Source organism: Agromyces badenianii (assembly GCF_003070885.1).
Classification (GTDB): domain Bacteria; phylum Actinomycetota; class Actinomycetes; order Actinomycetales; family Microbacteriaceae; genus Agromyces; species Agromyces badenianii.
In genome coordinates this window covers 1,506,442-1,532,302 of record NZ_CP028913.1, presented here as the reverse complement: position 1 = coordinate 1,532,302, position 25,861 = coordinate 1,506,442, and the positions used below count along the sequence as shown (strand labels likewise).

The window sequence follows — 25,861 nt, the reverse complement described above, 5'->3', positions numbered from 1 at the left end:
ATCAGCGGGCGAAGTTTCCGCGGTAGTACTCGTACACCCAGCCGACGAGACTGATGAGTCCGAGCCCGACGGCGATGAAGCAGATCCAGACTCCGATCGCGAGACCGAGGAACATCAGTGCAGCCGCGCCGGCCAGCATGATCGGCCACCAGCTCCACGGGCTGAAGAAGCCGAGCTCGGCGTCACCGTCGTCGATGTTCGCATCGAGGCGGTCTTCGGGCAGCTCTGCACCCTGAGCCTTGTGCACTCGACCGAGGTAGAACGCGATGAAGGCGCTGAGCACGGCCGTGAGCGAGATCGAGATCATGCCGGCCCACTCGGGCTGCCCGATCGGGGACTCGGCCGCCGACCAGAAGCCGTAGACCGTAGCGACGATCGCCAGGAAGACCGTCAGGATCCAGAAGAGGTTGACGTTGGCGCGCATTACTTGATCTCCTCCGTCGCGGCGTCATACGTGGGCGCTTGCGGGGCGTCCTTCGCCGGTCCGATGCCGACCGGGATGCCGGCCTCGGGGTGGTTCAGGTCGAACGCAGGGCGCTCCGAGCGGATGCGCGGGATCGACGTGAAGTTGTGGCGCGGCGGCGGGCAGCTGGTCGCCCACTCGAGCGATCCGCCGTAACCCCAGGGGTCGTTGACCGTGACCTTCGGCGCGCGACGAGCCGTGATGTACACGTTCAGGAAGAACGGGATCATCGAGACTGCCAGGATGCCGGCACCGATCGTCGACAGCTGGTTCATCCAGGTGATGTTGTCTTCAGGCAGGTACGAGTAGTACCGGCGAGGCATCGCGACCACACCGAGCCAGTGCTGGATGAGGAAGGTGGTGTGGAAGCCGATGAACAGCAGCCAGAAGTGCCACTTTCCGAGCGTCTCGTTCAGCATCTTGCCGGTCCACTTGGGCCACCAGAAGTAGAAGCCGGCGAACATCGCGAACACGACGGTGCCGAAGACGACGTAGTGGAAGTGGGCGACGACGAAGTACGTGTCGGACACGTGGAAGTCGAGCGGCGGAGACGCGAGGATCACGCCGGTGAGACCACCGAAGACGAAGGTGATGAGGAAGCCGAGCGACCAGATGAGCGGAGTCTCGAAGGTGATCGATCCTCGCCACATCGTGCCGATCCAGTTGAAGATCTTCACGCCCGTCGGCACCGCGATGAGCATCGTCATCAGGGCGAAGAACGGCAGCAGCACCGATCCGGTGACGTACATGTGGTGCGCCCACACGGTGACCGACAGGGCGGCGATCGCGATCGTCGCGTAGATCAGGGTCTTGTAACCGAAGATCGGCTTGCGGCTGAAGACCGGGAAGATCTCGGACACGATGCCGAAGAACGGCAGAGCGATGATGTAGACCTCGGGGTGGCCGAAGAACCAGAAGAGGTGCTGCCAGAGGATGACGCCGCCGTTGGCGGGGTCGAACACGTGTGCGCCGAAGATTCGGTCGGCAGCAGCGGCCAGGATCGCGGCAGCCAGCACCGGGAAGGCCATGAGCACGAGGATCGAGGTCACGAGGGTGTTCCACGTGAAGATCGGCATGCGGAACATCGTCATGCCGGGCGCGCGCATCGTGATGATCGTGGTGATGAAGTTCACCGCGCCGAGGATCGTGCCGAAGCCCGAGAGGCCGAGGCCGACCATCCAGAGGTTGCCACCGACGCCTGGTGAGAACGTCGTCGACGCGAGTGGCTGATAGGCGAACCATCCGAACGAGGCGGCACCCTGCGGGGTGAAGAAGCCGGCGACCGCGATCAGCGAACCGAAGTTGAAGAGCCAGTACGCGAAGGCGTTCAGACGCGGGAACGCGACGTCGGGCGCGCCGATCTGGAGCGGCATGAGCACGTTGGCGAAGCCCGCGAAGAGCGGGGTGGCGAACATGAGCAGCATGATCGTGCCGTGCATCGTGAAGAGCTGGTTGTACTGCTCACGCGTCTGGATGATCTCGAGACCCGGCTCGAAGAGCTGCGCCCTGATGATCAGCGCCATCACGCCGCCGATGCAGAAGTAGATGAACGCGGTGATCAGGTACATGTACCCGATGACCTTGTGGTCGGTGGACGTGATCCACTTGACGAGGACGTTGCCCTTGCGTTCGACCTTGGAAGCGCCGAACGGAAGCGTGCTCGCGGAGGGGCGAGCCGGTGCGGTCGTGGTGCTCATCGCGGCTTAGTGCTCCTCTTTCAGTTCGGGCTCGCCCGTTCCGGGCAGGTTCTGGTTGCGGTCGTACTCGTTCGACAGCTGGCCCTCCTGGCCGGCATCGCGGAGCGACTCGATGTAGTCGTCGTACTCGCCCTGAGAGACGACTTCGACGTTGAAGAGCATGAGCGAGTGGTACTCACCGCAGAGCTCGGCGCACTTGCCGGCATAGGTGCCCTCGCGCTCGGGCACGAACGACATGTAGTTGGTCTTGCCCGGGAACATGTCTTTCTTGTACAGGAAGTCCACGACCCAGAACGAGTGGATGACGTCGCGCGATTCGAGCTCGATCTCGACGTTCGCCCCGACCGGCAGGACGAGCGTCGGGAGTTCGGACTGCACGAGCGAACCCTTGGGGCCCTCGTCGGCGAGCTGACCCTGGATGCCGGGCGAGTACACGTCTTCGTTGACGTAGTTGAAGTCCCAGGCCCACTGCTTGGCGATGACCTCGACCTTGACGTCGACGTCGTCTTCGGCGAAGCGCTGCTCGATCGCCGCCTGGTCGCGCGCCGTGAAGGCGAAGAAGCCCAGCACGAGGATCAGCGGGATGATCGTGTAGAAGACCTCGATCGGCATGTTGTATCGCAACTGCACCGGAAGGCCGGTCTGGCCCTTGCGGCGACGGTAGGCGATGACGGCCCAGATCGTGAGGCCCCAGGTGATGACACCCACGACGAGCAGCACGATCCACGAGGTGACCCAGAGCCCGGAGACGCGCTCGGTGTGGTTCGTGACCGGTGCCTCCCCCTCGACGAATCCGGGGAGGAATCCATTCAACTGAGCCTGCGTGCACCCTGCGAGGACGAGACTGAGCGACGCTGCGATCGGGATTGCAGCCCATCGGAGACGGCGATTGTTGCGCACCGGTGACCTTTCGGGAGACTCGAAGGCGCTTCACAGTGAAGCGCGGTGATCGCTGCCTAGCCTACTCCGACTCGACGCCCGGGGTGTGCACGCAACGGCGTTGTCCCGTGCTCCGGGCGGTTGATTTCCGGTTCCACCGGCGAAAACAGCGAGGGGAGGCCGCTTCAGCGGCCTCCCCTCGGAGTATGACTTCGACGACTCAGTGGAACGAGTCGCCGCATGCGCAGCTGCCCTGCGCGTTGGGGTTGTCGATCGTGAATCCCTGCTTCTGGATGGTGTCTTCGAAGTCGATGGACGCCCCGTCGAGGTAGGGAACGCTCATCTTGTCGACGACGACCTCGACACCCTCGAAGTCGACGACCGCGTCGCCGTCGAGCAGACGCTCGTCGAAATAGAGCTGGTAGATGAGCCCGGAGCAGCCGCCGGGCTGCACTGCGACCCGGAGTCGCAGGTCGTCGCGACCCTCCTGTTCGAGGAGGCTGCGCACCTTGTCGGCGGCGGGGTCGCTCAGCTTCACGCCGTGCGCGGTCTCGGTGATCGTGTCGCTCATGTCTCTCCTCGGTGCGTCAGGGAACGCGGAACCTGCTTCTATGCTAGCCGCCGAAACGGTGGCGGCGTCCGGCACGCTCTCAGGAATCTCCGTTGCGCGCGTCGAGCCGGGCGAGGAACAGCGCCTCGCTGAGCAGCGCCTTCTGGAAGACGCCGAGATGCAACGACTCATTGGGGCTGTGCGCACGCGATTCGGGGTCTTCGACGCCCGTCACGAGGATCTGTGCAGACGGGAACTCCTCGACGAGCTCGGCGATGAACGGGATGGAACCGCCGACACCGATCTCGACGGGCTCCCTCCCCCATGCCTCGGCCATTGCCGCGTTGGACTCGGCGACGGCCCAGCCCGAGGTGTCGACCAGGAACGGGTTGCCCAGCTCGACGGCATCGAACTCGAGCTTCGCCCCGAAGGGGGCGTGCTGTTCGAGGTGCGAACGGATCGCCGCGAGCGCATCGACGTCGCGCTGGCCGGGAGCGACGCGTGCGCTCACCCGCACGGCGACGCTCGGCACGAGCGTGTTCGACGCATTCGCCACCGTCGGGGCATCGATGCCGGTGATCGTGATCGACGGCTGCGCCCAGATGCGCGAGAGGATCTCGCCGCGCCCGATCGGCGTGACACCGTCGAGCAGGCCGGTCTCGGTGCGCAGCTGCGCCTCGTCGTAGGCGGGCATCTCGAGATCGGCTGAGGTGAGGCCGTCGACCGCGACGGATCCGTCGTCGTCGTGCAGCGTCGCGAGCAGCCGCACGGCCGCGAGCATGGCATCGGGCACCGCGCCGCCGAACATGCCCGAGTGGGATGCGTGCGCGAGCGTCGAGATGCGGAGCCGGAAGGCGACGGCGCCGCGCAGGGCGACCGTGAGCGCGGGCGTCTCGATGTCCCAGTTGTTCGAGTCGGCGACGACGATCGCGTCGGCTTCGAGCAGATCGCGGTTCTCGCGGAGGAAGTTGGCGAACGAGAGCGAGCCCGATTCCTCCTCCCCCTCGATGAAGAGGGCGATGCCGAGGTCGAAGTCCGCACCGAGCACCTCGGTCAGCGCACGGATGGCACCGATGTGGGCCATCACGCCGGCTTTGTCGTCGGCCGCACCGCGGCCGTAGAGGCGGTCGCCGCGCATGGTGGGCTCGAAGGGCGTCGACTCCCAGTCCTCATCGTCCCCCGGCGGCTGCACATCGTGGTGCGCATAGAGCAGCACCGTGGGCCGCCCGTTGCGCGCCGACCGGCGGGCCACGACCGCGGGCTTGCCGAGCGGTGCGTCGGCACCCTCCGCATCGCCGATCGCCGCGCGACGGATCTCGACGAGATCGAAGACCCCGAGTCCGCGCACGAGCTCCGCCACCGCTTCGGCGCTCGCCTCGACCTGGGCCGGGTCGAAGGCTGCCCACGACACCGAGGGGATCTTCACCAGGTGCGTGAGATCGGCGATCGTCGAGGGGAAGGCGGCTTCGACGGCGCCGCGCAGGGCATCACTCGTCGACAGGAGGTCGGAGGTTCCGCCGGCGGCGGTGTGAGACTCGTTCATGCCGGTAATCTTAAGGGGAACGATTCGAGGACTCCCGTGGCCAATCAGCCGAACAACACCGATGAACCGAGCGCAGAGACGCTCGAAGAGACCCAGGCTCGCCTGAACGCCGGCAAGGGCGCGCCCACGCCGAGCCGCGCGCAGCAGGAGGCAGCACGCAAGCGCCCCCTCGTGCCGAACGACCGCAAAGAGGCGGCGAAGCAAGCCCGCGCCAAGGCCGCCGAATCGCGCGAGCGCGCCCGCGTCGGCATGGCCGTCGGCGACGAGCGCTACCTGCCGGCGCGCGACCGCGGCCCCCAGAAGAAATACGTGCGCGACTACGTCGATGCGCGCTTCAGCATCGGGGAGATCCTCATCCCAGTGATGTTCGCGGTGATCCTGCTGACGTTCGTGCCGAGCCCCGAGGTGCAGTCCATCGGCATCCTCTCGCTCTGGGCGTTCTTCCTCGTCGCGGTGATCGACTCCGTCGTGCTCGGCTTCATCCTCACGAAGAAGCTCGCTGCGAAGTTCGGCGCCGACAAGGTCGAGCGGGTGCGCTGGTACGCCGCGATGCGCGCGCTGCAGCTTCGTCCGCTTCGCCTGCCGAAGCCCCAGGTGAAGCGCGGCCAGTACCCCTCTTGACCTGGATGCCGCGGCGGTGCGTTCGATCGACCGCGCCGACGCGGCGACCATGCGTACGGCACCGCGTCAGTTGCGGCTGAACACTCCCCCGCGGATGAGCGGCACGCGCGTCTCCTCGTCGCTGAGCGAGCCGTGCTGTCCGATCATCGCCTCGGCCTGGCGGTTGGCCTCGCGGCGGTCGTAGTAGGCGATGCCGGCCCGCGCGGCGATGATGATGTCGCCGATACGGGAGCGCACCTCGGTGTCGACCGGACCGTAGAGTCCGGCGTCGATCGCCTCGTCGCGGCTCAGCACCCAGGCCCGGTGCCCTTCGGCGCTTCGCCAACGTTCGACGAGTTCGACCCGGGCGGATGAGTCGAGACCAGGCTCGAGGTAGAGCGAGAGGCAGCGCGGTTCGCCACCGACGTGACGCACACCGTCGAGCAGTTCAGGCTTCGCGTCGATGAACACGTGGCGGTGCGCCGGCACGTCGATGACCCCGTGATCGGCCGTGACGATGAGCCCCGCGCCCCGCGGCATCCGGCGCTCGAATGCGGCGAGTTCGGCATCGACTCCTTCGAGGAGGGCGAGCCACCGGTCGGATTCCCAACCGTGGGCGTGCGCGGCCTGGTCGAGTTCCGGTATGTAGAGGTAGACGACCGCCCGCTCACCCGAGGCGACGATGCGCTCGGCTTCCGCGAAGCGGTCGGCGATGGATGCCGCGGGGCGGTACTCCGCGCCCCGCAGTACCGCGTGCGTGAAACCCGAGTCCGCATATCGCGACGAGCCGATCGCATAGCCCCGGATGCCGGCTTCGCCCATCGTCTCGAACAGCGTCGGCACCCGTTGCCAGGTCTCGGGACGCATGCCGGCGTCCCATCCGTTCAGCTGGTTCACGAGGCGGTCGTGCGCGGCGTCGAGCACGCGGTAGCCGACGAGGCCGTGCTCGCCCGGCGCTCGTCCGGTGGCGAAGGTCGCGATCGCGGCCGCGGTCGTCGACGGGAAGACCGTGCGGATGACGTCGCGCTTGGCCATTCGAGCTGCGAGGAACCGGGCGTGACCGGATCTGGCCTGGATGTTCGAGGCTCCGAGCCCGTCGACGAGCACGACGACCGCGGCCGAGGCCGGCGGAAGTCCGAGGGCGTTCTCGGCGCCCTGGATGCTCGCCATTGAACTGCCGAGCACCGCGGCAAGGCGCGGGGCGGTGTCGGCGGGCACGGGTAGCATGGCAGACATCGCGCCCAGTCTGGCACAGGCCGGGCGCGCCCCTGTTCCCTGCGTGCACCGCATGCCCCGCTGTAGAGACGACGGATGACCCGAGCCAAGAATCAGCCCGCTGAAGACCCGATCGTCGAGCGCATCGAAGACGTCGACGTCGCCACAGAGATGCAGGGTTCGTTCCTCGAGTACGCGTACTCGGTCATCTACTCCCGTGCGCTGCCCGATGCCCGAGACGGTCTGAAGCCGGTGCAGCGACGCATCCTCTACCAGATGACCGAGATGGGACTGCGGCCCGATCGCGGTCACGTGAAGTCGGCGCGTGTCGTCGGCGAGGTCATGGGCAAGCTGCACCCGCACGGCGACACGGCGATCTACGACGCGCTCGTGCGCATGGCTCAGGCCTTCACCCTGCGCGTGCCCCTCGTCGACGGGCACGGAAACTTCGGTTCGCTCGACGACGGCCCGGCGGCACCCCGCTACACCGAGGCGCGCCTGGCATCGCCGGCACTCGCGATGACCGAGGGGCTCGACGAGAACGTCGTCGACTTCGTGCCGAACTACGACAACCAGCTCACGCAGCCCGAGGTGCTGCCCGCGGCCTATCCCAACCTGCTCGTCAACGGGGCGAGCGGCATCGCAGTCGGCATGGCGACCAACATGGCCCCGCACAACCTCATCGAGGTCATCGGCGCTGCTCGGCACCTGATCGCGCACCCCAACGCGACGCTCGACGAGCTGATGGAGTACGTGCCCGGCCCCGACCTGCCCACGGGCGGCACGATCGTCGGCCTCTCGGGCATCAAAGACGCGTACGCCACCGGTCGCGGCAGCTTCAAGACCCGAGCCAAGGTCAGCGTCGAATCGATCACCGCCCGGAAGACGGGCCTCGTCGTCACCGAACTGCCGTACCTCGTCGGCCCCGAGAAGGTCATCGAGAAGATCAAAGACGGCGTCAACGCCAAGAAGATCAACGGCATCTCCGACGTCACCGACCTCACCGACCGCACGAACGGGCTCCGACTCGTCATCGGCATCAAGACGGGTTTCAGCCCCGACGCCGTGCTCGAGCAGCTCTACCGGTTGACGCCGCTCGAAGACTCCTTCAACATCAACAACGTCGCGCTCGTCGACGGCGGCCCGCAGACCCTCGGCCTTCGCGAGCTGCTGCAGGTCTACGTCGCGCACCGCATCTCCGTCGTCACTCGCCGGTCCGAGTATCGTCTCGCCCGCCGGCGCGAGCGCCTGCACCTGGTCGACGGCCTCCTCATCGCGATCCTCGACATCGACGAGGTCATCCAGCTGATCCGTTCGAGCGACGACACCGCCGCCGCACGGGCGCGACTGATCGAGGTGTTCGACCTCAGCCAGGTGCAGGCCGACTACATCCTCGAACTGCAGTTGCGCCGGCTCACGAAGTTCTCGCGCATCGAACTCGAGGCCGAGCGCGACAAGCTCCGCGCCGAGATCGCCGAGCTCGAGGCGCTCCTCGCGAGCCGGCACCGCATCGAAGCCCTCGTCTCCGACGAGCTCGCCGAGATCTCCGAACGCTTCGGAACGCCCCGACGCACCCTGTTGACCGACGCCCGGCCGAGCATCGCGGGCGCGGCCGCCAAGCGAGCCGCCGCCGTGCTCGAGGTCGCGGATGTCCCGTGCCGGGTCTTCCTCTCGGCCACGGGTCGCATCGCGCGCGTCGATCTGCCCGTCGGCGAGGACGGCGCGCCCGTGATCACCGTGCCCGCGCGGCGCAGCAAGCACGACGCCATCCGCTCGACGCTCGACACGACGAGTCGTGCCGAGATCGGCGCGGTGACGAGCCTCGGGCGACTCATCCGCTTCACTCCCGTCGACCTCCCGATGCTGCCGCCGACCTCGGTGCAGCTCGGTGCGGGCGTCAAGATCGGCGACTACCTCGCATTGCCCAACCGCGACGAGAAGGTGCTCGCGATCGTGTCGCTCGACGCCGACCGGTGCATCGCCGTCGGCACGAAGCAGGGCGTCGTCAAGCGCGTCGCAACGGGCGCCTACCCCAACAAGCCCGAGTTCGAGGTGATCGGCCTCAAGGCCGGCGACGAGGTCGTCGGTGCCGTGCAGGGCGACGAGAGCGACGAGCTCGTGTTCGTGGCATCAGACGCGCAGCTGCTTCGGTTCCCCGCGGCCGCGGTGCGGCCGCAGGGCTGCCCGGCCGGCGGCATGGCCGGCATCAATCTCGGCAGCGCAGCGCACGTCATCCATTTCACGAGCATCGCAGCGGATACCACGGCAGACACGGTCGTCGTCACGATCGCCGCCGCGACCGACACCTTGCTCGGCACCGACCCGGGCAGTGCGAAGGTCAGCGACTTCTCGGAATTCCCGGCGAAAGGGCGAGCGACGGGCGGCGTGCGCGCTCAGCGATTCCTGAAGGGCGAAGACGCGCTGCATCTCGCCTGGGTCGGCCGTGCGCCCGCACTGGCCGTCGGGCCCGACGGCTCGGCGCGAACGCTGCCAGACGGCGGTGCCAAGCGCGACGCCTCGGGTCAGCCGCTCGAGGCCGTGGTGGGCGCGATCGGCGAGCGCATCGGCTGATCGCTCCCGGGCCGCTTGGCGGTGCGGCCCGTTCGACGGCATCGACGACTTCTATGCGTCGATGCGGGCGCGCTCGAGCGTGTCGGAACTCTCGATGATGAACTCCTTGCGCGGTGCGACGTCGTTGCCCATGAGCAGCTCGAACACCCGTCCGGCGTTCTCGGCGTCGCCGATGCCGACCCGGCGGAGCGTGCGGTGGCGACGGTCCATCGTGGTGGTCGCGAGCTGATCGGCGTCCATCTCACCGAGGCCCTTGTACCGCTGGATCGGGTCTTGATACCGCTTCTTCTGCCGGTCGAGCGTCGCGAGAACGCCCTGCAGCTCGGCCTCCGAATAGGTGTACACGGTCTCGTTGGGCTTGGACCCGGGGTTCATCACCACAACGCGGTGCAGAGGGGGCACGGCAGCGAAGACGCGACCGTGCTCGATCATCGGTCGCATGTACCGGAAGAACAGCGTGAGCAGCAGCGTGCGGATGTGCGCGCCGTCGACGTCGGCGTCGGCCATGAGGATCACCTTGCCGTAGCGCGCGGTCTCGAGGTCGAAGCTCCGGCCCGAGCCGGCGCCGATCACCTGGATGATCGAGGCGCACTCGGCATTGCCGAGCATGTCGGCGACGCTCGCCTTCTGCACGTTGAGGATCTTGCCGCGGATCGGCAGGAGCGCCTGGTGCTCGCTGTCACGGGCGAGCTTCGCCGTGCCGAGCGCGGAGTCGCCCTCGACGATGAACAACTCGCTCTGCGAGACGTCGTTCGATCGACAATCGACGAGTTTCGCCGGCAGCGACGAGCTCTCGAGCGCGTTCTTGCGGCGTTGCGTCTCTTTGTGCGCTCGCGCCGAGATGCGCGACTTCATCTCGGCGACGACCTTGTCGAGCAGCAGCGCCGCCTGCGTCTTGTCGTCGCGCTTCGTCGAGGAGAAGCGCGCACCGAGCTCCTTCGTCAGCACGTTCGAGACGATCGCACGCACGGCCGGCGTTCCGAGCACCTCTTTCGTCTGGCCCTCGAACTGCGGCTCGGGCAGGCGCACCGTGACGACCGCGGTGAGGCCCGCGAGCACGTCGTCTTTCTCGAGCTTGTCGTTGCCCGCCTTCAGTCGGCGGGCGTTCGACTCGACCTGCTGCCGCAGGAACTTCAGGAGCCCCTGTTCGAAACCCGTCTGGTGCGTGCCGCCCTTGGGCGTCGCGATGATGTTCACGAACGATCGCACGACCGTGTCATAGCCGGTGCCCCAGCGCAGCGCGATGTCGACCACGCACTCGCGCCTCAGCTCGGTCGGCACCATCGCGCCGCCGTCGGTGAGCACCGGCACGGTCTCGGTGAACTCGCCGGTGCCGGTCAGGCGCCACACATCGGTGATCGGGGCATCCGTCGCCAGGTGCTCGGCGAACTCGGAGATGCCGCCCTCGAACTGGAACGAGTTCGTGTGGGGCACCTCGCCGCGCTCGTCGGTGACGTCGATGGCGAGTCCGGGCACGAGGAAGGCGGTCTGCCGCGCACGGCCGAGCAGCTCGTCGGTCTGGAACTCGGCCCCCTTCGTGAAGATCTGCCGGTCGGCCCAGTACCGGATGCGCGTGCCGGTGACGCCCTTGGCCACCTTGCCGACCACGCGCAGTTCGCTGCGCTGTTCGAAGGGCGTGAACGGGGCGTCGGGCGACGGCGCACCGGAGTCGGCGAAGTTGCCGGGCTCGCCGCGGTGGAACGACATCGCCCACGTCTTGCCGTCGCGATCGACCTCGACGTCGAGCCGCTCGGAAAGGGCGTTCACGACGGATGCCCCGACGCCGTGCAATCCGCCGGAGGCCGCGTAGGAGCCCGAACCGAACTTGCCGCCGGCATGCAGCTTCGTGAACACGACCTCGACTCCGGAGAGCCCCGTCTTCGGTTCGATGTCGACGGGGATGCCGCGAGCCCGGTCGCGCACTTCGACGCTGCCATCGGGGTGCAGGGTCACGCCGATCTCGGTGCCGTGGCCCGCGAGCGACTCGTCGACGGAGTTGTCGATGATCTCCCAGAGGCAGTGCATGAGGCCGCGCGAGTCGGTCGAGCCGATGTACATGCCGGGTCGCTTGCGCACGGCTTCGAGGCCCTCGAGCACGGAGAGATGGCGGGCGGAATAGTCGGAGCTCACGTCGGCCAAGCCTACTGAGCCGCACCGACAGTTCCGGTCAGGCACTACGCGCTGAGCGAAATGCCCGGCCCAACGGAAGGAACCGACCCTCCGTCGTGTTTTCATTGATGAACGGCACAACGAGCATGAGCCACGAAGGAGGAGCCATGACCCAGTACACCGAGACCACCGGTGCGGTCGATGAACTCGAGACCCCTTACGAGCTCACCGCCCTCGACCGATGCGACGCGTGCGGCGCGCAGGCGTACATCCGCGTCGTCGTCGCCAGTGGCGAACTGCTGTTCTGCGCCCATCACGGTCGCAAGCACCAGGAGAAGCTCTCGCAGATCGCGCACAGCTGGCACGACGAGTCGAGCAAGCTGCTCGCCGACGACCGAAGCTGAATCACCGAACCGACTCGCGAACGCCCCGGCTCGTCCGGGGCGTTCGTCGTTTCGGGACTGAACGACCGCGCGATCAGGCGGAGACGGTCACACCGGCCGCGACGAGTTGCGACGCCCGGGCCGCCGCGGCGTAGGAGTCGACGGTTCGCGTGTGCTCCCCGGGCACGTACTCGAGACCAGCGCGCGTGGCCATCACCTCGAGCAGGTGATCGGCGAATGCCGGGTTCTTGGCGAGCACCGGACCGTGCAGGTGGGTGCCGTAGACGTTGCCCATGACCGCGCCCTCCTGGCCCGAATCACGCCCGTTGCCGCGACCGGCGCGCACCCGCCCGAGCGGCGACGCCTCTGCGCCGACGTAGTCGCGGGCGCGGTTCTCGAAGCCGACGAGCATGCCGAACCGCGGGCTCTTGAGGATGAGATCGCCCGTCGCACGATTCTGCCCGGGCACAGCGCGTCCCGGGAGGATGCCGAGTCCTTCGACGGCATGACCGCTCGTGAGCTCGATGCCCCAGCTGAGCAGCTCCCACCCGGTGCCCACCGAGAGGATCGGAACCCCCTCGGTGCCCCAGCGCCGGAACTCGTCATGCATCGTGAGCAGCGCGGCACGGCTCTCTTCGAGCGACGAATCGCTCCCGGACCCCAGCACGATCGCGTCGACCCGATCGGGAATCGAGGCGGCGGACTCGACCTCGACGACCGTCGCGTCGAGGCCGGCCCAACCGGCGCGCGCGGCGAGCACGCGGGCGTTCTCGGCGTCGCCGTTGGTGTTCTGCAGCTTGGGCAGCAATGAGACGATCGTGAGGGTCATTCTGCTCCAGCGAGTCCGAGGTGGGCGCGGGTGCGGCGCATGGCGTCGGCGGTGAAGACGATCGTCTTCACCCCGGTGGCCGGCGCGGGCATCGCCAGGAAGTCGTCGAGTGCCCGGGCGAGTTCGGGCTCCACCCGGTCGATCTCGACCCCGTCGTACGCGAGCATCAACGCCGCCTCGGCCGCCTTCGACCCGGTCACCACCGAGACACGGCCGAGCGACGAGGCATCCGCCGGCCAGAAGTACGACGGATCGCGAACATCGGAGCCGATCGCGAAGAGCACCTGCTCGGTGCCCGGCGCGATGCTGTCGATGTTCAGCTGGTAGCTCGCCGGGTTCTGCACGAGCACGAACTCGACGGGCTGCCCGCGCACGGTCGTGCGTTCGCCCCGCCCGAAGACCGCAGGGATCGCGCTCAGCGCCTCGGCCGCGACCGATCTCGAGAACCGGTCGCCGAGCACCGCCTTCGCCGTGGCGTGCGCGGCGGCCGCGTCGACGGCGTAGTGCACGCCGCGGGCCGGAAGGCCGATCTCGACGGGTGCACCGGCGTCGTCGAGCACCGCAGCGGTACCGTCGACCCCCTCGACGAGCACTCCGGCGCCGCTCGCCAGCCGCTCTGTACTGGTGTCGGTGTAGCCGAGACCGCGGGGCGACGCGGCGAGCACCTCGGCGGTCACACCGAAGCGGTGAACGGCCACCTCGGCGCGCACCCGCGCCGCGAGCCGCTCGAGGTGGGCGTCGTCGGCATTCACGACGATCGACTCGCCGGCCCTGGCGGCGATGCGCCCGAGCATCGCCGCGACCATCTCGGAGTCGTGGAATCGGTCGATCTGGTCGACCATCACGTTCGTGAGGCAGACGACGCGGGCGTCGACGCCCTGCATGACGAGCGCACCGTGCCCCTCGTCCATCTCGAGCACCGCGACGTCACCCGGCACCCGGCCCTGCCAATCGGCCCGCTCGAGCAGCGCGGAGGTCAGCCCCTGACTGATGTTGGCCGTCGACGGGTTGGTGAAAACGTCGACACCGTGGGCGCGAAGGATCGCGACGAGCATCTTCGTGGTCGTCGACTTGCCACTCGAACCTGAGACGACCACGAGCCCTTGCGGGAAGCCCGAGAGCGTGCGCTTCAGGTAGTTCGGGGCGATGCGGTTGACGACGAGGCCCGGAACAGCCGATCCGCCGCCGGGCTTGCGCAGCCGGGCGGCGAATCGGGTGAGCCTGCCGACGAGGATCGCCGGCGCGTAGCGCACTCGCGGCCTACTCGAGGTAGTCGCGAAGCGACTGCGAGCGCGACGGGTGCCGGAGCTTGGCCATCGTCTTCGATTCGATCTGACGGATCCGCTCACGGGTGACGCCGAACGTGTCGCCGATCTGGTCGAGGGTCTTCGGCATGCCGTCGCCGAGGCCGAAGCGCATGCGGATGACGCCGGCCTCGCGCTCGGAGAGCGAGTCGAGGAGCGATTCGAGCTGCTTCTGCAGCATCGTGAAGCCCACGGCGTCGGCCGGGACGACCGCCTCGGTGTCTTCGATCAGGTCGCCGAACTCGCTGTCGCCGTCTTCACCGAGCGGGGTGTGCAGCGAGATGGGCTCACGCCCGTACTTCTGCACCTCGATGACCTTCTCGGGGGTCATGTCGAGTTCGCGGCTGAGCTCTTCGGGCGTGGGCTCGCGGCCCAGGTCTTGCAGCATCTGTCGCTGCACACGGGCGAGCTTGTTGATGACCTCGACCATGTGCACCGGGATGCGGATGGTGCGCGCCTGGTCGGCCATGGCGCGCGTGATCGCCTGACGGATCCACCACGTCGCATACGTCGAGAACTTGAAGCCCTTGGTGTAGTCGAACTTCTCGACGGCACGGATGAGGCCGAGGTTTCCCTCTTGGATGAGGTCGAGGAACTGCATGCCGCGACCCGTGTAGCGCTTGGCCAGCGAGACCACGAGACGCAGGTTCGCGCCGAGCAGGTGGCTCTTGGCGCGCTGACCGTCTTTCGCGACCCACTGCAGCTCGCGACCGAGCTGCGAACGCTTCTCGGCGTCGGTCATGTGCGAGAGCTTCTCTTCGGCGAACAGGCCCGCCTCGATGCGCATCGCGAGCTCGACCTCTTCGGCCGCGTTCAGCAACGCGACCTTTCCGATCTGCTTCAGGTAGTCCTTGACGGGGTCGGCCGTCGCGCCGGTGATGGCGCTCGAGTAGACCGGAACCTCGTCTTCGTCGTCGACCGCACGCAGCACCAGCGCACCCGTGGGGTGCGGCTCGACCGCAACGGGCTTCGCGTCGTCGTCGTCGGAGTCGGTGTCGGATGCCGTGTCGTCGCCCTCGGTGGTCTCGACCTCGACCTCGACCGTCTCGAGCTCCCCGGCTTCTTCTTCGTCGTCACCGCTCGTCGCCTTGGCCTTGCCTCGCGGCTTGGCTGCGGTCTTCGCGGTGGTGGTGCGCGGCGTCTTCGTCGCTGGCGTGGCCGCAGCCTTCGCCGTCGTCTTGGCGGCGGTCGACTTCGCGGCGGTCGTGCGCTTCGCGGCGGGCTTCTCAGCCTCGCTCGCAGCCTTCGTCGCGGCTTTCGTCGTTGCCATTCGTTGAACCTCTCCTACCGTGGTGCCGCGTGCCTCGGGACGGCGCGGCTCATGCACTCGGTCCGGTTGTTTTCGGACACTATGAGGACCCATGTCAAGTCCGCTGCTTCGGCGCGATGTTCGTCGCACGAGCGGACCAGAACGGGTCCTGCCACCATTATACAGACCGACGCACCGCATCACGCCTGATCGCGGCGGATTCCGGCCTCTCTGACCTGAACAACAGCGCCCGTGCGGGCATTCCCGAGCGGCTCAGACGCTGCGCGGCGTGTCGTCGTCGCTGCCGCGGCGGAACGCGAGGAACTTCTCGAGCTCTGCGGCGATCTCGTCGGCGGAGGGCAGCTCACCGTCTTCGTCGGTGAGCGGGGAGCGGAGTGTCGTGCCCTCCATGTAGGCGTCATGGCGCTGTTCGAGCGTGCCGACGAGCTTCGCGAGTTCGGCATTGTCAGACACCTGCTCGTCGATGCGTGCGATGAAGTCGCGCCCCTGTTCGCGAAGGGCGTCGGTCGGGAAGATGCGACCGGTCGACGCGCTGATCGCCTCGAGCGCGGCGATCGCAGCCGACGGGTACTCGGCGTCGGCGAGGTAGTGCGGAACGAGCAGCACGAATCCAGAGGTCGGGTGGTCGAGCTCTTGCAGGCGGTACTCGACGAGGTGCAGCGCATTCGCGGGCACCTGCGTGGTGGGGCGCCAGATCGACATCGCCTCGATCAGTTCGGCGCGGTTGCCGCTCACCGTGACGCCGATCGGGCGCGTGTGCGGGACCGGCATGGGGATCGAGTTGATCCAGGTCGTCGACGACACCTCGAACTGTTCGATGAGCCCGAGCACGGCCGAACTGAATCGCTGCCATTGGAAGTCGGGCTCGTAGCCGGTGAGGAGCAGGAACTGCTGGCCCAGCTCGTCGACGGCCAAGTCGAGGCTCAGCCGCGGCGGCGTGTAGTCGGCGAGGTGATCTGCCTCGAAGAGGATGACCGGCCGGCGCGCACGGTAGTCGAGCAGCTCGTCGGCGTCGAAGGATGCGACGACCGTGCTGTCGAGGGTCGCGAGCAGGTACTCCGTGGTCTGCGCGACGGCGGCGCCGGCATCGGCGAACCCCGTGAGGCCCGCGACGAGCGGCAGTCCGGCGGGCACTGCCACGTCGGCATTCAGCTCGTACAGGGAGCGGGGATCGCGCATGCTCTCAGCCTACTGACGTCGACGGACACCTCCTCCGGATAGCCCGGCGGCGCCGTGATGCCCAGAGCGAACACATACGATCGCTGCATGGCAGTACCCATCCTCTCCGTGACCGACTCCCCCGCATCCGTCTCCGACGCCGACGTCGTCGTGCTCGCCTCCCGCAAGGGCCCGGCGGGTCCAGAACTCCTCTCCGAGCCCGGTTTCGAGTGGGTGGCCCCGCTCCTCGCGGTGCTCGAGGTGAGCGGCAGCCCGGAGGAACTCGTCCGCATCCCGGCGCCCGAGGGCGGCGCACGCGTCGTCGCAGTGGCCGGCATCGGCGATCGAGCGGATGCCGCGAGCCTCCGTCTCGCCGCGGGCAGCGCGCTGCGCCAGCTCAAGGGCGCGATCACAGTGGCGATCGCCATTCCGACCGACGACGCGGCATCGGCGGCCGCCCTCCTCGAGGGCGCGGCACTCGGCGCCTACGGCTACGACGAGTACCGTTCGGAGCCGAAGCCGCGACCGGCGCGGATCACCCTGCACTCCGCCTTCGCCGAGTCGGCGATCGGCATCGAGCGCGTGCGTTCGGTCGTCGCGGCAGTGGCTCGCACCAAAGACCTCGTCAACATGCCACCCGCCGACCTCTTCCCGGCACGGCTTGCCGAGATCGCGGTGGACGCGGCCGGCGCAGTGGGCATCACCGCCAGGGTGTGGGACGAAGAGGCCCTCGCCGCCGACGGGTTCGGCGGCATCCTCGCGGTCGGCAAGGGGTCGAGTCGTGGTCCGCGACTCGTGCGCCTCGAGTACGCGCCGGCCGGGGCATCCGCTCACCTCGCCCTCGTCGGCAAGGGCATCACCTACGATTCGGGCGGCCTCTCGCTGAAGCCGATGGGATCGCTCGTCGGCATGAAGACCGACATGGCCGGCGCCGCCGCCATCCTCTCGGCGATGGTCGCGCTCGCCGAACTCGAGGCGCCGATCCGGGTGACCGGTTGGCTGTGCCTCGCCGAGAACCTTCCCTCGTCGACCGCTATGCGGCCGAACGACGTGCTGCGCATCCGCGGCGGCAAGACCGTCGAGGTGCTGAACACCGACGCCGAGGGCCGGCTCGTGCTCGCAGACGGCCTCGTCGCCGCGAGCGAGGAGCAGCCCGACGCGATCGTCGACGTGGCGACCCTCACCGGGGCGCAGGTGGTCGCCCTCGGTCACCGCATCGCGGGGGTCATGGGCGACGACGCACTCGTCGAGCGAGTGCGCGATGCGGCCGATTCGGTCGACGAGCGCACCTGGCCGATGCCGCTCCCCCGCGACCTCATGCAGTACCTGAAGTCGGATGTCGCCGATCTCACGAACACCAAGCTCGGCATGACGGTGCCCGGGATGCTCCTCGCCGGGGTGTTCCTGCAGGAGTTCGTCGGCGTTCGCGAGGGCACGGAAGCGCGCATTCCGTGGGCGCATCTCGACATCGCCGGGCCCTCGAACAACACGGGCGGCGCGTTCGGATTCACCGGCTCGGGGGCGACCGGCGTCGCCGTGCGCACCCTCGTACGGCTGGCCGAGCACCTCGCCGCCGAGTAGTAAGGTCGTATGGGCGACAACGTCGCCCATACAGCCTGTCCCGGGAACGAACCGGAGACAGTCCGTGTCGCAGATCTGGTGCGCAAGGGAGATAGCGGTTGTCCGAGCAGAACTTTGACATTGTCGTCCTGGGCGGAGGCAGCGCCGGTTACGCCGCTGCGATCCGCGCCGTCGAGCTCGGCCTGACGGCCGTGGTGATCGAGAAGGACAAGCTCGGCGGCACATGTCTGCACCGCGGCTGCATCCCGACGAAGGCCCTGCTCCACTCGGCCGAGGTCGCCGAGGTCGCACGCGAATCTGCGAAGTACGGCGTGAAGACCACGTTCGACGGCATCGACATCGCGGCCGTCTCGGCGTACCGCGAGGGCATCGTCTCCAGCAAATGGAAGGGCCTGCAGGGCCTGCTGAAGGCTCGCGGCATCACCGTCGTCGCCGGTCAGGGGCGTCTCGTCGGCGCGAACACCGTGGCCGTCGGCGACGACCGCTACACCGGCAAGAACGTCGTGCTCGCGACCGGTTCCTACTCCCGTTCGCTTCCCGGCCTCGAGATCGGCGGCCGCGTGATCACGAGCGAACAGGCGCTCGAACTCGACTTCATCCCGAAGAAGGTCGCTGTGCTCGGCGGCGGCGTCATCGGCGTCGAGTTCGCCAGCGTGTGGAACTCGTTCGGCGCAGAGGTCACCATCATCGAGGCACTGCCCCACCTGGTGCCCAACGAAGAAGAGACGATCTCCAAGCAGCTCGAGCGCGCATTCCGCAAGCGCGGCATCGAGTACTCGCTCGGAGTCCGGTTCCAGAATGTGACTCAGAATGACGCCGGCGTCGTCGTGACGCTCGAGAACGGCACCACCTACGAGGCCGAGCTGCTGCTCGTCGCCGTCGGTCGCGGACCGGTCACCCAGAACCTCGGCTACGAAGAGGCCGGCATCACGATCGACCGCGGCTTCGTCATCACGAACGACCGCCTCGAGACGAGCGTCCCGGGCATCTACGCGGCGGGCGACATCGTGCCCGGTCTGCAGCTCGCGCACCGCAGCTACCAGCAGGGCATCTTCATCGCCGAGGAGATCGCCGGCCTCGCTCCCATCGTCGTCGAAGACGTCAACATCCCGAAGATCACCTACTGCGAGCCCGAGGTCGCCTCCGTCGGCTACACCGAAGCGAAGGCTGCCGAGAAGTTCGGCGCCGAGCAGGTGTCGTCGTTCGAGTACAACCTCGCCGGCAACGGCAAGAGCAGCATCCTCGGCACCTCCGGTTCGATCAAGGTCGTCCGAGTCAACGAGGGCCCGATCGTCGGCGTGCACATGATCGGCGGCCGCGTCGGCGAACTGATCGCCGAGGCCCAGCTCGCGGTGAACTGGGAGGCGTACCCCGAAGACATCGCCCCGTTCATCCACGCCCACCCGACTCAGGGCGAGGCGTTCGGCGAAGCCGTGCTGAAGTTGGCCGGCAAGCCCTTGCACGCCATCTGAACCCGGCGTTCGAATCCACTACTGCAATAAGCTAGAAAGCGTTCCCACGCTGTGAAGGAGACAAGCGAATGAGCGAATCCGTCAGCCTCCCGGCACTCGGAGAGAGTGTCACTGAGGGCACGGTCACCCGCTGGCTGAAGAATGTCGGCGACCGTGTCGAGGTCGACGAGCCGCTGCTCGAGGTCTCGACCGACAAGGTCGACACCGAGATTCCGTCGCCAGTCGCCGGTGTCATCGAGGCGATCCTCGTCCAAGAGGATGAAACCGTCGAGGTCGGCACCGCACTCGTGACCATCGGCGACGGCTCGGGCGCTGGAGCGGCCCCCGCTGCTCCCGAGGCAGCGGCACCCGCCGCAGAGCCTGCCGCACCGGCAGCGGAGCCTGCCGCACCGGCAGCACCGGTCGCCGAGCCCGTCGCGCCGGCAGCACCGGTCGCCGAGCCTGCCGCACCCGCAGCACCGGTCGCCGAGCCTGCAGCCCAGCCCGTCGCCCCGGCAGCCCAGCCCGTCGCCCCGGCAGCACCGGTCGCGGAGCCCGCAGCACCGGTCGCCGAGCCCACCGCACCCGCAGCTCCCGCAGCTCCCTCCGGAGGCTCGCACGCCGGCCCCGCCGGCTACGTGACGCCGATCGTGCGCAAGCTGGCGAACGAGCAGGGCGTCGACCTCGCGAGCGTCACCGGCACCGGAGTGGGCGGACGCATCCGCAAGCAGGACATCATCTCGGCCAACGCCGCGCCCGCAGCCTCCGCTGCGCCGGCACCGGCGCGTCAGCCGCTCGAGATCTCGCCGCTGCGCGGCACCACCGTGCCGATGACGCGCCTGCGCAAGGTCGTCGCCGAACGCGCGGTGGTCTCCATGACCTCGACCGCACAGCTCACGACCGTCGTCGAGGTCGATGTGACCCGCGTCGCGCGCCTGCGCGACAAGGTCAAGGGCGACTTCCTCGCCAAGACCGGCAACAAGCTCTCCTTCCTGCCGTTCTTCGCGATGGCCGCCGCCGAGGCGCTCCGTGCGTACCCGATCATCAACTCCACCGTCGACGGCGACAGCATCGTCTACCCGGCGCACGAGAACATGAGCATCGCGGTAGACACCGAGCGCGGCCTGCTGACCCCGGTCATCCGCGACTCCGCGGAGCTCGACCTGGCCGGCCTCGCCGGTCAGATCGCCGACCTCGCCGAGCGCACGCGCAACAACCAGCTGAAGCCCGACGAGCTCTCGGGTGGCACGTTCACCCTGACGAACACGGGTTCGCGCGGGGCGCTCTTCGACACTCCCGTCGTGTTCCTTCCCCAGTCGGCGATCCTCGGCACCGGCACCGTCGTCAAGCGTCCCGTGGTCGTCTCGACCGATGGCGCCGATGCGATCGCCGTCCGTTCGATGGTCTACCTGGCCCTCTCCTACGACCACCGCATCATCGACGGCGCCGACGCGGCCCGTTTCCTCACCGCCATCAAGGAGCGGCTCGAGGAGGGTGCATTCGAGGCTGACCTCGGCATCTAGTCGAAGATCTCTCGAAGTCGCCAACCGGTCTCGCCCCTCATCACGAGGAGCGAGGCCGGTTCTCGTTCTCCAGCCGCGTAGGGGACGCTCACGAGCGCCGCTGCGCCCATCTGCGCGGTGACCGCGACGCGTGTCGTGTCGAACGCAGGCATCGATTCGCCTCCGTCGCGTGCGGTCGCCATGGCGGCGACATCGTCGGACTCGCTCGCCGACCCCGGCTGCAGCACCTCCGACAGGCACTCGAGATCGAGCGACTCGAAGCACTCCGCTCGGCGAGCCAGGAGCGCCGCGACCGCAGCAACGATCTCCTCCGAGCTCGTCGCGCCCGACGGCACCGCCGCGTCACCACCGTCGGCCGCGTTTGCACCGTCTGCCGCGTCAGCACCGTCGGGCCCGGCGACGACGGATGCCTCGACGGAGGGCTGCTCGGCCGGCGCTTCGGCCTCCGTCAGGATCGCGCCCGTGCTGCCGGCCGCCGGCTCGACCCGGGCTGTCGCGGGCGGCACGAGGGTCAGCAGCAGCACGAGCACTCCCCCGCCGACCAAGCCCCCGACGATGAGCGTCGGTCGCCGGCGACGCACGGCCGACTGCAGCCGTGATCGAACCCCGGCAGCTGGCCGCTCGGCGCTGGTCGCGGGTATGGACGCGCGCGCGCAAGCGAGAAAAGCCGGCCATTGCGCAAGCGCGAGGAGCGTCTGCATGCCGTTCCGGCGCTCTCTGCTGGGTGCTGAGACTTCTGGGTCGTCGCCCGAGACCCCGACACCAGATGCATCGTCGAGCGGCGGTGACATGCGGGTCGGGAGTGCGGAGCGGCGTGCCGTCACGGTGATACCTCCCACCGCGGTCGGTGCCGCCGCAGCGAACAACGCGCGCTCGAGCTCGGCCTCGCACGGGGTGAACGGACGGGTCGCCAGACGGTCGTGCAGGAGCTCGGCGACCGGTGCGAGCGGCTCTGCCGGCCGAGTGGCGGCCAGCACGTCGTCGATGAGGTCGGCGAGTGCGACGTGGCCCGCGCGAAGCAGCGGAGTGCGGGCGTGCACCGTGGTCGGAAGCCGCTGGAGACCGCCCAGCCCGACGAGACGCGGGCGCCCCTGACCGTCGAGCAGCACATCGCCGGGCGAGAGCCTCGTGTGCGCGAACCCCGATCGCGCGAGCTCGGCGACCGCGACCACGATCGGAGCGAGGATGGTGACCGCCTCGCCGGGCGTCAGCGTTCGCTCGGCGATGATGCGCGCGACCGAGGGTCCGGTGAGACGTTCGACCGCGAGCACGCAGCGCCCGTCGTCGAAGGTTGCGATGTCGAAGAGCTCAGGCAGCGAGCCCGAGGCATCCGTCGACATCGCCTCGACCTCGACGGCGATCGCCTCACCCGCCGCCGCCGTGTCGTAGACCCGCACGACCACGAGCGGAGCGGGCTCGTCTGGAGCGGCGTCGGTCGTGCGATCGACCGACGCGAGAAACACCTCGGCCCGCTCCCCCGACGCGATGCGCCGCAACAGGCGATAGCCGGCGAGCGTCGGCTCAGCCGGGGCCGGCCCTTCGGCCACCACGTCGGTGTCGTGAGCTCTTCTGCCATGTCGCACCATACGAACAGCGTGTCGTGCTCCCGCGCGCAGACACCGCGGCGACCACGTCGATGTGGACTCACAGGCCCAGCCGACGGATGTCGAGGACGAGTGACCTAAGCTGATTGCCATGCTCGACTTCGTCGTCGCGGGGCTAAGCGCCAACTCCGTGCCGTACATCGAGGGTCTCGACCTTCAGCGCGCCGTCCATCGCGCGGTCGTCAGGGGCGAACGCCCCGACACCGTACTCCTCCTGGAGCACCCGTCCGTCTACACCGCCGGCAAGCGGACCTCGCCCGAGGAACGCCCGACCGACGGCACGCCGGTCATCGACGTCGATCGCGGCGGCAAGATCACCTGGCATGGCCCGGGCCAACTCATCGGATACCCGATCCTGCGCCTGCCCGAACCCATCGACGTCGTCGGCTACGTTCGTCGGCTCGAGAGCATCCTCATCGACGTGCTCGCCGGAATCGGGCTGCAGACCCGCCGCGTCGAGGGCAGGTCGGGCGTCTGGGTCGGCCCTGCCGGGGCGGAGAACAAGATCGCGGCCATCGGCATCCGGGTCGAGAGCGGCGTCACGATGCACGGCTTCGCCCTGAACGCCAGCAACACGCTCGACGCCTACGACAAGATCGTCGCGTGCGGCATCCGCGATGCCGGCGTGACCACGATCAGCCGCGAACTGGGTCGCACCGTGACCCCGGCCGATCTCATCGAGCCGATCAGCGAACGATTCCGTGCCGAGGCGGCGGTCAACGCATGAGCACCGCACCAGATGGGCGCAGGATGCTGCGCCTGGAAGTCCGCAATGCCGAGACGCCCATCGAGCGCAAGCCCGAGTGGATCAAGACCCGCGCGAAGATGGGTCCCGAGTACCGGGCGCTCCAGTCGCTGGTCAAGAGCGAAGACCTGCACACCGTGTGCCAGGAGGCCGGCTGCCCCAACATCTACGAGTGCTGGGAAGATCGCGAGGCGACGTTCCTCATCGGCGGTTCGCAGTGCACGCGTCGATGCGACTTCTGCCAGATCGACACCGGCAAGCCGGCCGACTACGACGTCGACGAACCCCGCCGGGTCGCCGAATCGGTGGTGCGGATGCAGCTGCGCTACTCCACCGTCACGGGCGTGGCGCGCGACGACCTGCCCGACGAGGGCGCGTGGCTCTACGCCGAGACGATCCGCGAGATCCACCGCCAGTCGCCGGGAACCGGCGTCGAGATCCTCGTGCCCGACTTCTCGGGCAACCCGGTGCACCTCGCCGAGGTCTTCTCGGCACGGCCCGAGGTGTTCGCGCACAACGTCGAGACGGTGCCGCGCATCTTCAAACGCATCAGGCCGGCCTTCCGCTACGAGCGATCGCTCGACGTGATCACGCAGGGCCGCGACGCCGGCCTCATCACGAAATCGAATCTCATCCTCGGCATGGGCGAGGAGCGCGCGGAGATCTCCCAGGCCCTCCGCGACCTGTACGACGCCGGCACCGATATCATCACGGTGACCCAGTACCTGCGGCCGAGTCCGAGGCACCTTCCGGTCGCCCGCTGGGTGCGTCCCGAGGAGTTCGTCGAGCTCAAGGAGGAGGCCGAGGAGATCGGATTCCTCGGCGTGCTCGCCGGCCCGCTGGTGCGTTCCTCGTATCGGGCGGGGCGGCTCTGGGCGCAATCTATGCAGGCCAAGGGCCGTCAGCTCCCTCCCGAGCTGTCCCACCTGGCCGATGCATCGCTCGGCTTCGCCCAGGCGGTCGGGTAGCGGGATCTCGCGTCTCGGACCGCTCGCACATCGCGGTCCGAGACCACCCGCTACGCCGGTATCCTTGACACCATGGCACGTACCAAGGACGCATCGAAGGCTCAGAAGGAGCCAGGCCGCATGAAGCAGATGTGGCAGGTCTTCCAGATGACCCGCCGCTACGATTCCACCGCGCAGTGGCTCATGCTCCTCGGCTTCCTCGCCCCGGTGGTCGTCAGCCTCGGCCTGGCGATCTGGTTCAGCGAGGGCAACGGGTTCACGATCGCCCTGTGGGTCGTCGCCGGGGTGCTGGCCGGTCTGCTCATCGCACTCGTCATCCTCGGGCGCCGAGCCGAGCGCGCCGCCTATTCGCAGATCGAAGACCAGCCGGGTGCCGTCGGCGCAGTGCTGCGCAGCGGCCTTCGCGGGGGCTGGGTGGGCAACGAGATGCCCGTGGCCGTCAACGGCAAGACACAAGACGCGGTCTACCGCGCCGTGGGCCGTGGCGGGGTGGCGCTCATCAGCGAGGGCCCGGCATCGCGCACGAAGCGCATGCTCGACGACGAGCAGCGCAAGGTCGCCCGCATCCTGCCCAACGTTCCGGTCATGCTCATCTCGGTCGGCACCGACGAGGGCTCGATCAAACTCCACAAACTTCCCGCGACGCTGCGCAAGTCGAAGCGCGCGCTCACCAAGCCGGAGGTGCTGGCGGTGTCGAACCGTTTGAACTCGCTCCAGAGCTCCCTGCCGATCCCGAAGGGCATCGACCCGATGAAGGCTCGGCCCCAGCGCGGCAAGATGCGCTGATCACGCGCGTCGACCATGCGGCATCCGTCATCGGCGGATGCCGCATTTCTCGTCTTCGGCTCAGTAGCGGATGAGCACGGTGCCCGCGACCTTGTCGTGGAACCCGCGCTGGTCCGAATCCCAGACGAGCGCCGGTACGACGATCACGAGCAACGCGGTTCGCACGATCGGACGCCACACGCCGATCCATCCGCCGGCGAGCGGGACGACGCGCATGCCGAACAGCCGGTGGCCGAGGCTGCCGCCGATGGTGGGAATGAAGACGATCTGGAGTACCGCGAACACCAGCGGAGTGACCCAGGTGTAGGCCACCGACTCGTACGGCGTGAAGAGCAGGGCGATGAGCATCGCGCTGGCCCAGTCCACCAGGAGCGCCGCAAGACGGCGGCCCGCGCGGGCGATCGAACCGCGGCCTTCGCTCGGGAGGCCGAGTCGCTCGCCGGGCCAGTTGCTCGGCTCGAGGTCTCCGAAGGTCTGGGGTTTCGCGTCAGGCACCCGAAGAGTCTACCCAGCCAGGGGCGGCGTAACATGGCTGAAACATTCCGGTCACGGCAGGGAAATGGCGCAAGGCTAACGTCTGTACCGGCTGTGAAAGTCCGTCCGGTCCACTCCGGTCCGCCCGCCCTCTTGGA

22 protein-coding genes are annotated in these 25,861 nt (G+C 68.3%); 9 read left to right on the top strand and 13 right to left on the bottom strand.

Annotated features, from left to right (window positions below; all coding sequences use genetic code 11):
• Position 1 precedes the first annotated feature (1 nt).
• The 5 genes from DCE93_RS07270 to DCE93_RS07250 all read right to left on the bottom strand — a co-directional run bounded on the left by DCE93_RS07270 (position 2) and on the right by DCE93_RS07250 (position 5,132).
• Positions 2 to 424, bottom strand: coding sequence for a cytochrome c oxidase subunit 4 (locus tag DCE93_RS07270; protein WP_108595300.1), 423 nt, complete (start codon positions 422 to 424; stop codon positions 2 to 4).
• The gene (gene ctaD / locus DCE93_RS07265) at positions 424 to 2,160 is read right to left on the bottom strand and encodes an aa3-type cytochrome oxidase subunit I (RefSeq protein ID WP_108595299.1); all 1,737 of its coding nucleotides are present in this window, start codon (positions 2,158 to 2,160) and stop codon (positions 424 to 426) included. Before ctaD ends, DCE93_RS07270 begins: the two co-directional genes overlap by 1 nt.
• A gap of 6 nt (positions 2,161 to 2,166) precedes the next feature.
• Positions 2,167 to 3,060 (bottom strand): aa3-type cytochrome oxidase subunit II, encoded by an 894-nt coding sequence (gene ctaC, locus DCE93_RS07260; RefSeq protein ID WP_108595298.1) that lies wholly within the window; start codon positions 3,058 to 3,060, stop codon positions 2,167 to 2,169.
• 199 nt (positions 3,061 to 3,259) lie between these two features.
• On the bottom strand, positions 3,260 to 3,610 hold the full coding sequence (gene erpA, locus DCE93_RS07255; RefSeq protein ID WP_108595297.1) for an iron-sulfur cluster insertion protein ErpA: 351 nt from the start codon (positions 3,608 to 3,610) through the stop codon (positions 3,260 to 3,262).
• A 79-nt stretch (positions 3,611 to 3,689) separates the two neighbouring features.
• Complete coding sequence (locus DCE93_RS07250) at positions 3,690 to 5,132, bottom strand: dipeptidase (protein ID WP_108595296.1); 1,443 nt, start codon at positions 5,130 to 5,132, stop codon at positions 3,690 to 3,692.
• A gap of 36 nt (positions 5,133 to 5,168) precedes the next feature.
• On the opposite strand from DCE93_RS07250, the gene DCE93_RS07245 reads away from it, so the two are divergent.
• Positions 5,169 to 5,753 (top strand): DUF3043 domain-containing protein, encoded by a 585-nt coding sequence (locus DCE93_RS07245; protein ID WP_108595295.1) that lies wholly within the window; start codon positions 5,169 to 5,171, stop codon positions 5,751 to 5,753.
• A gap of 66 nt (positions 5,754 to 5,819) precedes the next feature.
• Here the strand turns inward: DCE93_RS07245 and DCE93_RS07240 are convergent, their stop codons facing one another.
• A complete protein-coding gene (locus DCE93_RS07240; protein ID WP_108595294.1) occupies positions 5,820 to 6,968 on the bottom strand; it encodes an alkaline phosphatase family protein in 1,149 nt (382 codons plus the stop codon).
• 75 nt (positions 6,969 to 7,043) lie between these two features.
• On the opposite strand from DCE93_RS07240, the gene DCE93_RS07235 reads away from it, so the two are divergent.
• Positions 7,044 to 9,518, top strand: coding sequence for a DNA gyrase/topoisomerase IV subunit A (locus DCE93_RS07235; protein WP_108595293.1), 2,475 nt, complete (start codon positions 7,044 to 7,046; stop codon positions 9,516 to 9,518).
• A gap of 51 nt (positions 9,519 to 9,569) precedes the next feature.
• Here the strand turns inward: DCE93_RS07235 and DCE93_RS07230 are convergent, their stop codons facing one another.
• The gene (locus DCE93_RS07230) at positions 9,570 to 11,648 is read right to left on the bottom strand and encodes a DNA gyrase/topoisomerase IV subunit B (RefSeq protein ID WP_235825263.1); all 2,079 of its coding nucleotides are present in this window, start codon (positions 11,646 to 11,648) and stop codon (positions 9,570 to 9,572) included.
• Between the two features lie 146 nt (positions 11,649 to 11,794).
• Between DCE93_RS07230 and DCE93_RS07225 the strand changes: the two genes are divergently transcribed.
• A complete protein-coding gene (locus DCE93_RS07225) occupies positions 11,795 to 12,031 on the top strand; it encodes a DUF7455 domain-containing protein (protein ID WP_108595291.1) in 237 nt (78 codons plus the stop codon).
• A gap of 73 nt (positions 12,032 to 12,104) precedes the next feature.
• Here DCE93_RS07225 and DCE93_RS07220 read toward each other — a convergent pair whose 3' ends face one another.
• From DCE93_RS07220 to DCE93_RS07205, 4 genes are all read right to left on the bottom strand, one after another.
• Positions 12,105 to 12,839, bottom strand: a complete 735-nt coding sequence (locus DCE93_RS07220) for a type 1 glutamine amidotransferase (protein ID WP_108595290.1) — start codon at positions 12,837 to 12,839, stop codon at positions 12,105 to 12,107.
• A complete protein-coding gene (locus tag DCE93_RS07215; protein ID WP_108595289.1) occupies positions 12,836 to 14,092 on the bottom strand; it encodes a Mur ligase family protein in 1,257 nt (418 codons plus the stop codon). Before DCE93_RS07215 ends, DCE93_RS07220 begins: the two co-directional genes overlap by 4 nt.
• A gap of 7 nt (positions 14,093 to 14,099) precedes the next feature.
• Positions 14,100 to 15,413, bottom strand: coding sequence for an RNA polymerase sigma factor (locus tag DCE93_RS07210; RefSeq protein ID WP_108595288.1), 1,314 nt, complete (start codon positions 15,411 to 15,413; stop codon positions 14,100 to 14,102).
• Positions 15,414 to 15,665: 252 nt separating this feature from the next.
• Positions 15,666 to 16,592 (bottom strand): proteasome assembly chaperone family protein, encoded by a 927-nt coding sequence (locus DCE93_RS07205; RefSeq protein ID WP_108595287.1) that lies wholly within the window; start codon positions 16,590 to 16,592, stop codon positions 15,666 to 15,668.
• An 87-nt stretch (positions 16,593 to 16,679) separates the two neighbouring features.
• On the opposite strand from DCE93_RS07205, the gene DCE93_RS07200 reads away from it, so the two are divergent.
• The 3 genes from DCE93_RS07200 (at position 16,680) to sucB (ending at position 21,126) form a co-directional block, all read left to right on the top strand.
• Entirely contained in the window at positions 16,680 to 18,152 is a 1,473-nt protein-coding gene (locus DCE93_RS07200) for a leucyl aminopeptidase (protein ID WP_108595286.1), read from the top strand.
• 98 nt (positions 18,153 to 18,250) lie between these two features.
• Entirely contained in the window at positions 18,251 to 19,624 is a 1,374-nt protein-coding gene (lpdA, locus tag DCE93_RS07195) for a dihydrolipoyl dehydrogenase (RefSeq protein WP_108595285.1), read from the top strand.
• Between the two features lie 68 nt (positions 19,625 to 19,692).
• Positions 19,693 to 21,126 (top strand): 2-oxoglutarate dehydrogenase, E2 component, dihydrolipoamide succinyltransferase, encoded by a 1,434-nt coding sequence (gene sucB / locus DCE93_RS07190; RefSeq protein WP_108595284.1) that lies wholly within the window; start codon positions 19,693 to 19,695, stop codon positions 21,124 to 21,126.
• On the opposite strand, the gene DCE93_RS07185 is transcribed toward sucB, so the two are convergent.
• Positions 21,123 to 22,673: a serine/threonine-protein kinase gene (locus tag DCE93_RS07185; RefSeq protein ID WP_146184958.1), complete on the bottom strand. Its 1,551-nt coding sequence runs from the start codon at positions 22,671 to 22,673 to the stop codon at positions 21,123 to 21,125. The genes sucB and DCE93_RS07185 overlap by 4 nt on opposite strands.
• A gap of 148 nt (positions 22,674 to 22,821) precedes the next feature.
• Here DCE93_RS07185 and lipB point away from each other — a divergent pair, with 148 nt between their 5' ends.
• The 3 genes from lipB (at position 22,822) to DCE93_RS07170 (ending at position 25,229) form a co-directional block, all read left to right on the top strand.
• Positions 22,822 to 23,457 carry a lipoyl(octanoyl) transferase LipB gene (gene lipB / locus DCE93_RS07180; protein WP_108595282.1) on the top strand — a complete coding sequence of 212 codons (636 nt, stop codon included), beginning with the start codon at positions 22,822 to 22,824 and terminating at the stop codon, positions 23,455 to 23,457.
• Positions 23,454 to 24,443, top strand: a complete 990-nt coding sequence (gene lipA, locus DCE93_RS07175; protein ID WP_108595281.1) for a lipoyl synthase — start codon at positions 23,454 to 23,456, stop codon at positions 24,441 to 24,443. Before lipB ends, lipA begins: the two co-directional genes overlap by 4 nt.
• Before the next feature lie 72 nt (positions 24,444 to 24,515).
• Positions 24,516 to 25,229: a DUF4191 domain-containing protein gene (locus tag DCE93_RS07170; RefSeq protein ID WP_108595280.1), complete on the top strand. Its 714-nt coding sequence runs from the start codon at positions 24,516 to 24,518 to the stop codon at positions 25,227 to 25,229.
• Positions 25,230 to 25,289: 60 nt separating this feature from the next.
• Here DCE93_RS07170 and DCE93_RS07165 read toward each other — a convergent pair whose 3' ends face one another.
• A complete protein-coding gene (locus tag DCE93_RS07165; RefSeq protein WP_108595279.1) occupies positions 25,290 to 25,724 on the bottom strand; it encodes an RDD family protein in 435 nt (144 codons plus the stop codon).
• Positions 25,725 to 25,861 lie beyond the last annotated feature (137 nt).

Bases quoted from the DNA above. Each gene is read 5' to 3' on its own strand.
- DCE93_RS07270 (WP_108595300.1), bottom strand. From the start codon at position 424: ATGCGCGCCAACGTCAACCTCTTCTGGATCCTGACGGTCTTCCTGGCG.
- ctaD (WP_108595299.1), bottom strand. From the start codon at position 2,160: ATGAGCACCACGACCGCACCGGCTCGCCCCTCCGCGAGCACGCTTCCG.
- erpA (WP_108595297.1), bottom strand. From the start codon at position 3,610: ATGAGCGACACGATCACCGAGACCGCGCACGGCGTGAAGCTGAGCGAC.
- DCE93_RS07250 (WP_108595296.1), bottom strand. From the start codon at position 5,132: ATGAACGAGTCTCACACCGCCGCCGGCGGAACCTCCGACCTCCTGTCG.
- DCE93_RS07240 (WP_108595294.1), bottom strand. From the start codon at position 6,968: ATGTCTGCCATGCTACCCGTGCCCGCCGACACCGCCCCGCGCCTTGCC.
- DCE93_RS07235 (WP_108595293.1), top strand. From the start codon at position 7,044: ATGACCCGAGCCAAGAATCAGCCCGCTGAAGACCCGATCGTCGAGCGC.
- DCE93_RS07225 (WP_108595291.1), top strand. From the start codon at position 11,795: ATGACCCAGTACACCGAGACCACCGGTGCGGTCGATGAACTCGAGACC.
- DCE93_RS07220 (WP_108595290.1), bottom strand. From the start codon at position 12,839: ATGACCCTCACGATCGTCTCATTGCTGCCCAAGCTGCAGAACACCAAC.
- DCE93_RS07210 (WP_108595288.1), bottom strand. From the start codon at position 15,413: ATGGCAACGACGAAAGCCGCGACGAAGGCTGCGAGCGAGGCTGAGAAG.
- DCE93_RS07205 (WP_108595287.1), bottom strand. From the start codon at position 16,592: ATGCGCGATCCCCGCTCCCTGTACGAGCTGAATGCCGACGTGGCAGTG.
- DCE93_RS07200 (WP_108595286.1), top strand. From the start codon at position 16,680: ATGGCAGTACCCATCCTCTCCGTGACCGACTCCCCCGCATCCGTCTCC.
- sucB (WP_108595284.1), top strand. From the start codon at position 19,693: ATGAGCGAATCCGTCAGCCTCCCGGCACTCGGAGAGAGTGTCACTGAG.
- lipB (WP_108595282.1), top strand. From the start codon at position 22,822: ATGCTCGACTTCGTCGTCGCGGGGCTAAGCGCCAACTCCGTGCCGTAC.
- lipA (WP_108595281.1), top strand. From the start codon at position 23,454: ATGAGCACCGCACCAGATGGGCGCAGGATGCTGCGCCTGGAAGTCCGC.
- DCE93_RS07170 (WP_108595280.1), top strand. From the start codon at position 24,516: ATGGCACGTACCAAGGACGCATCGAAGGCTCAGAAGGAGCCAGGCCGC.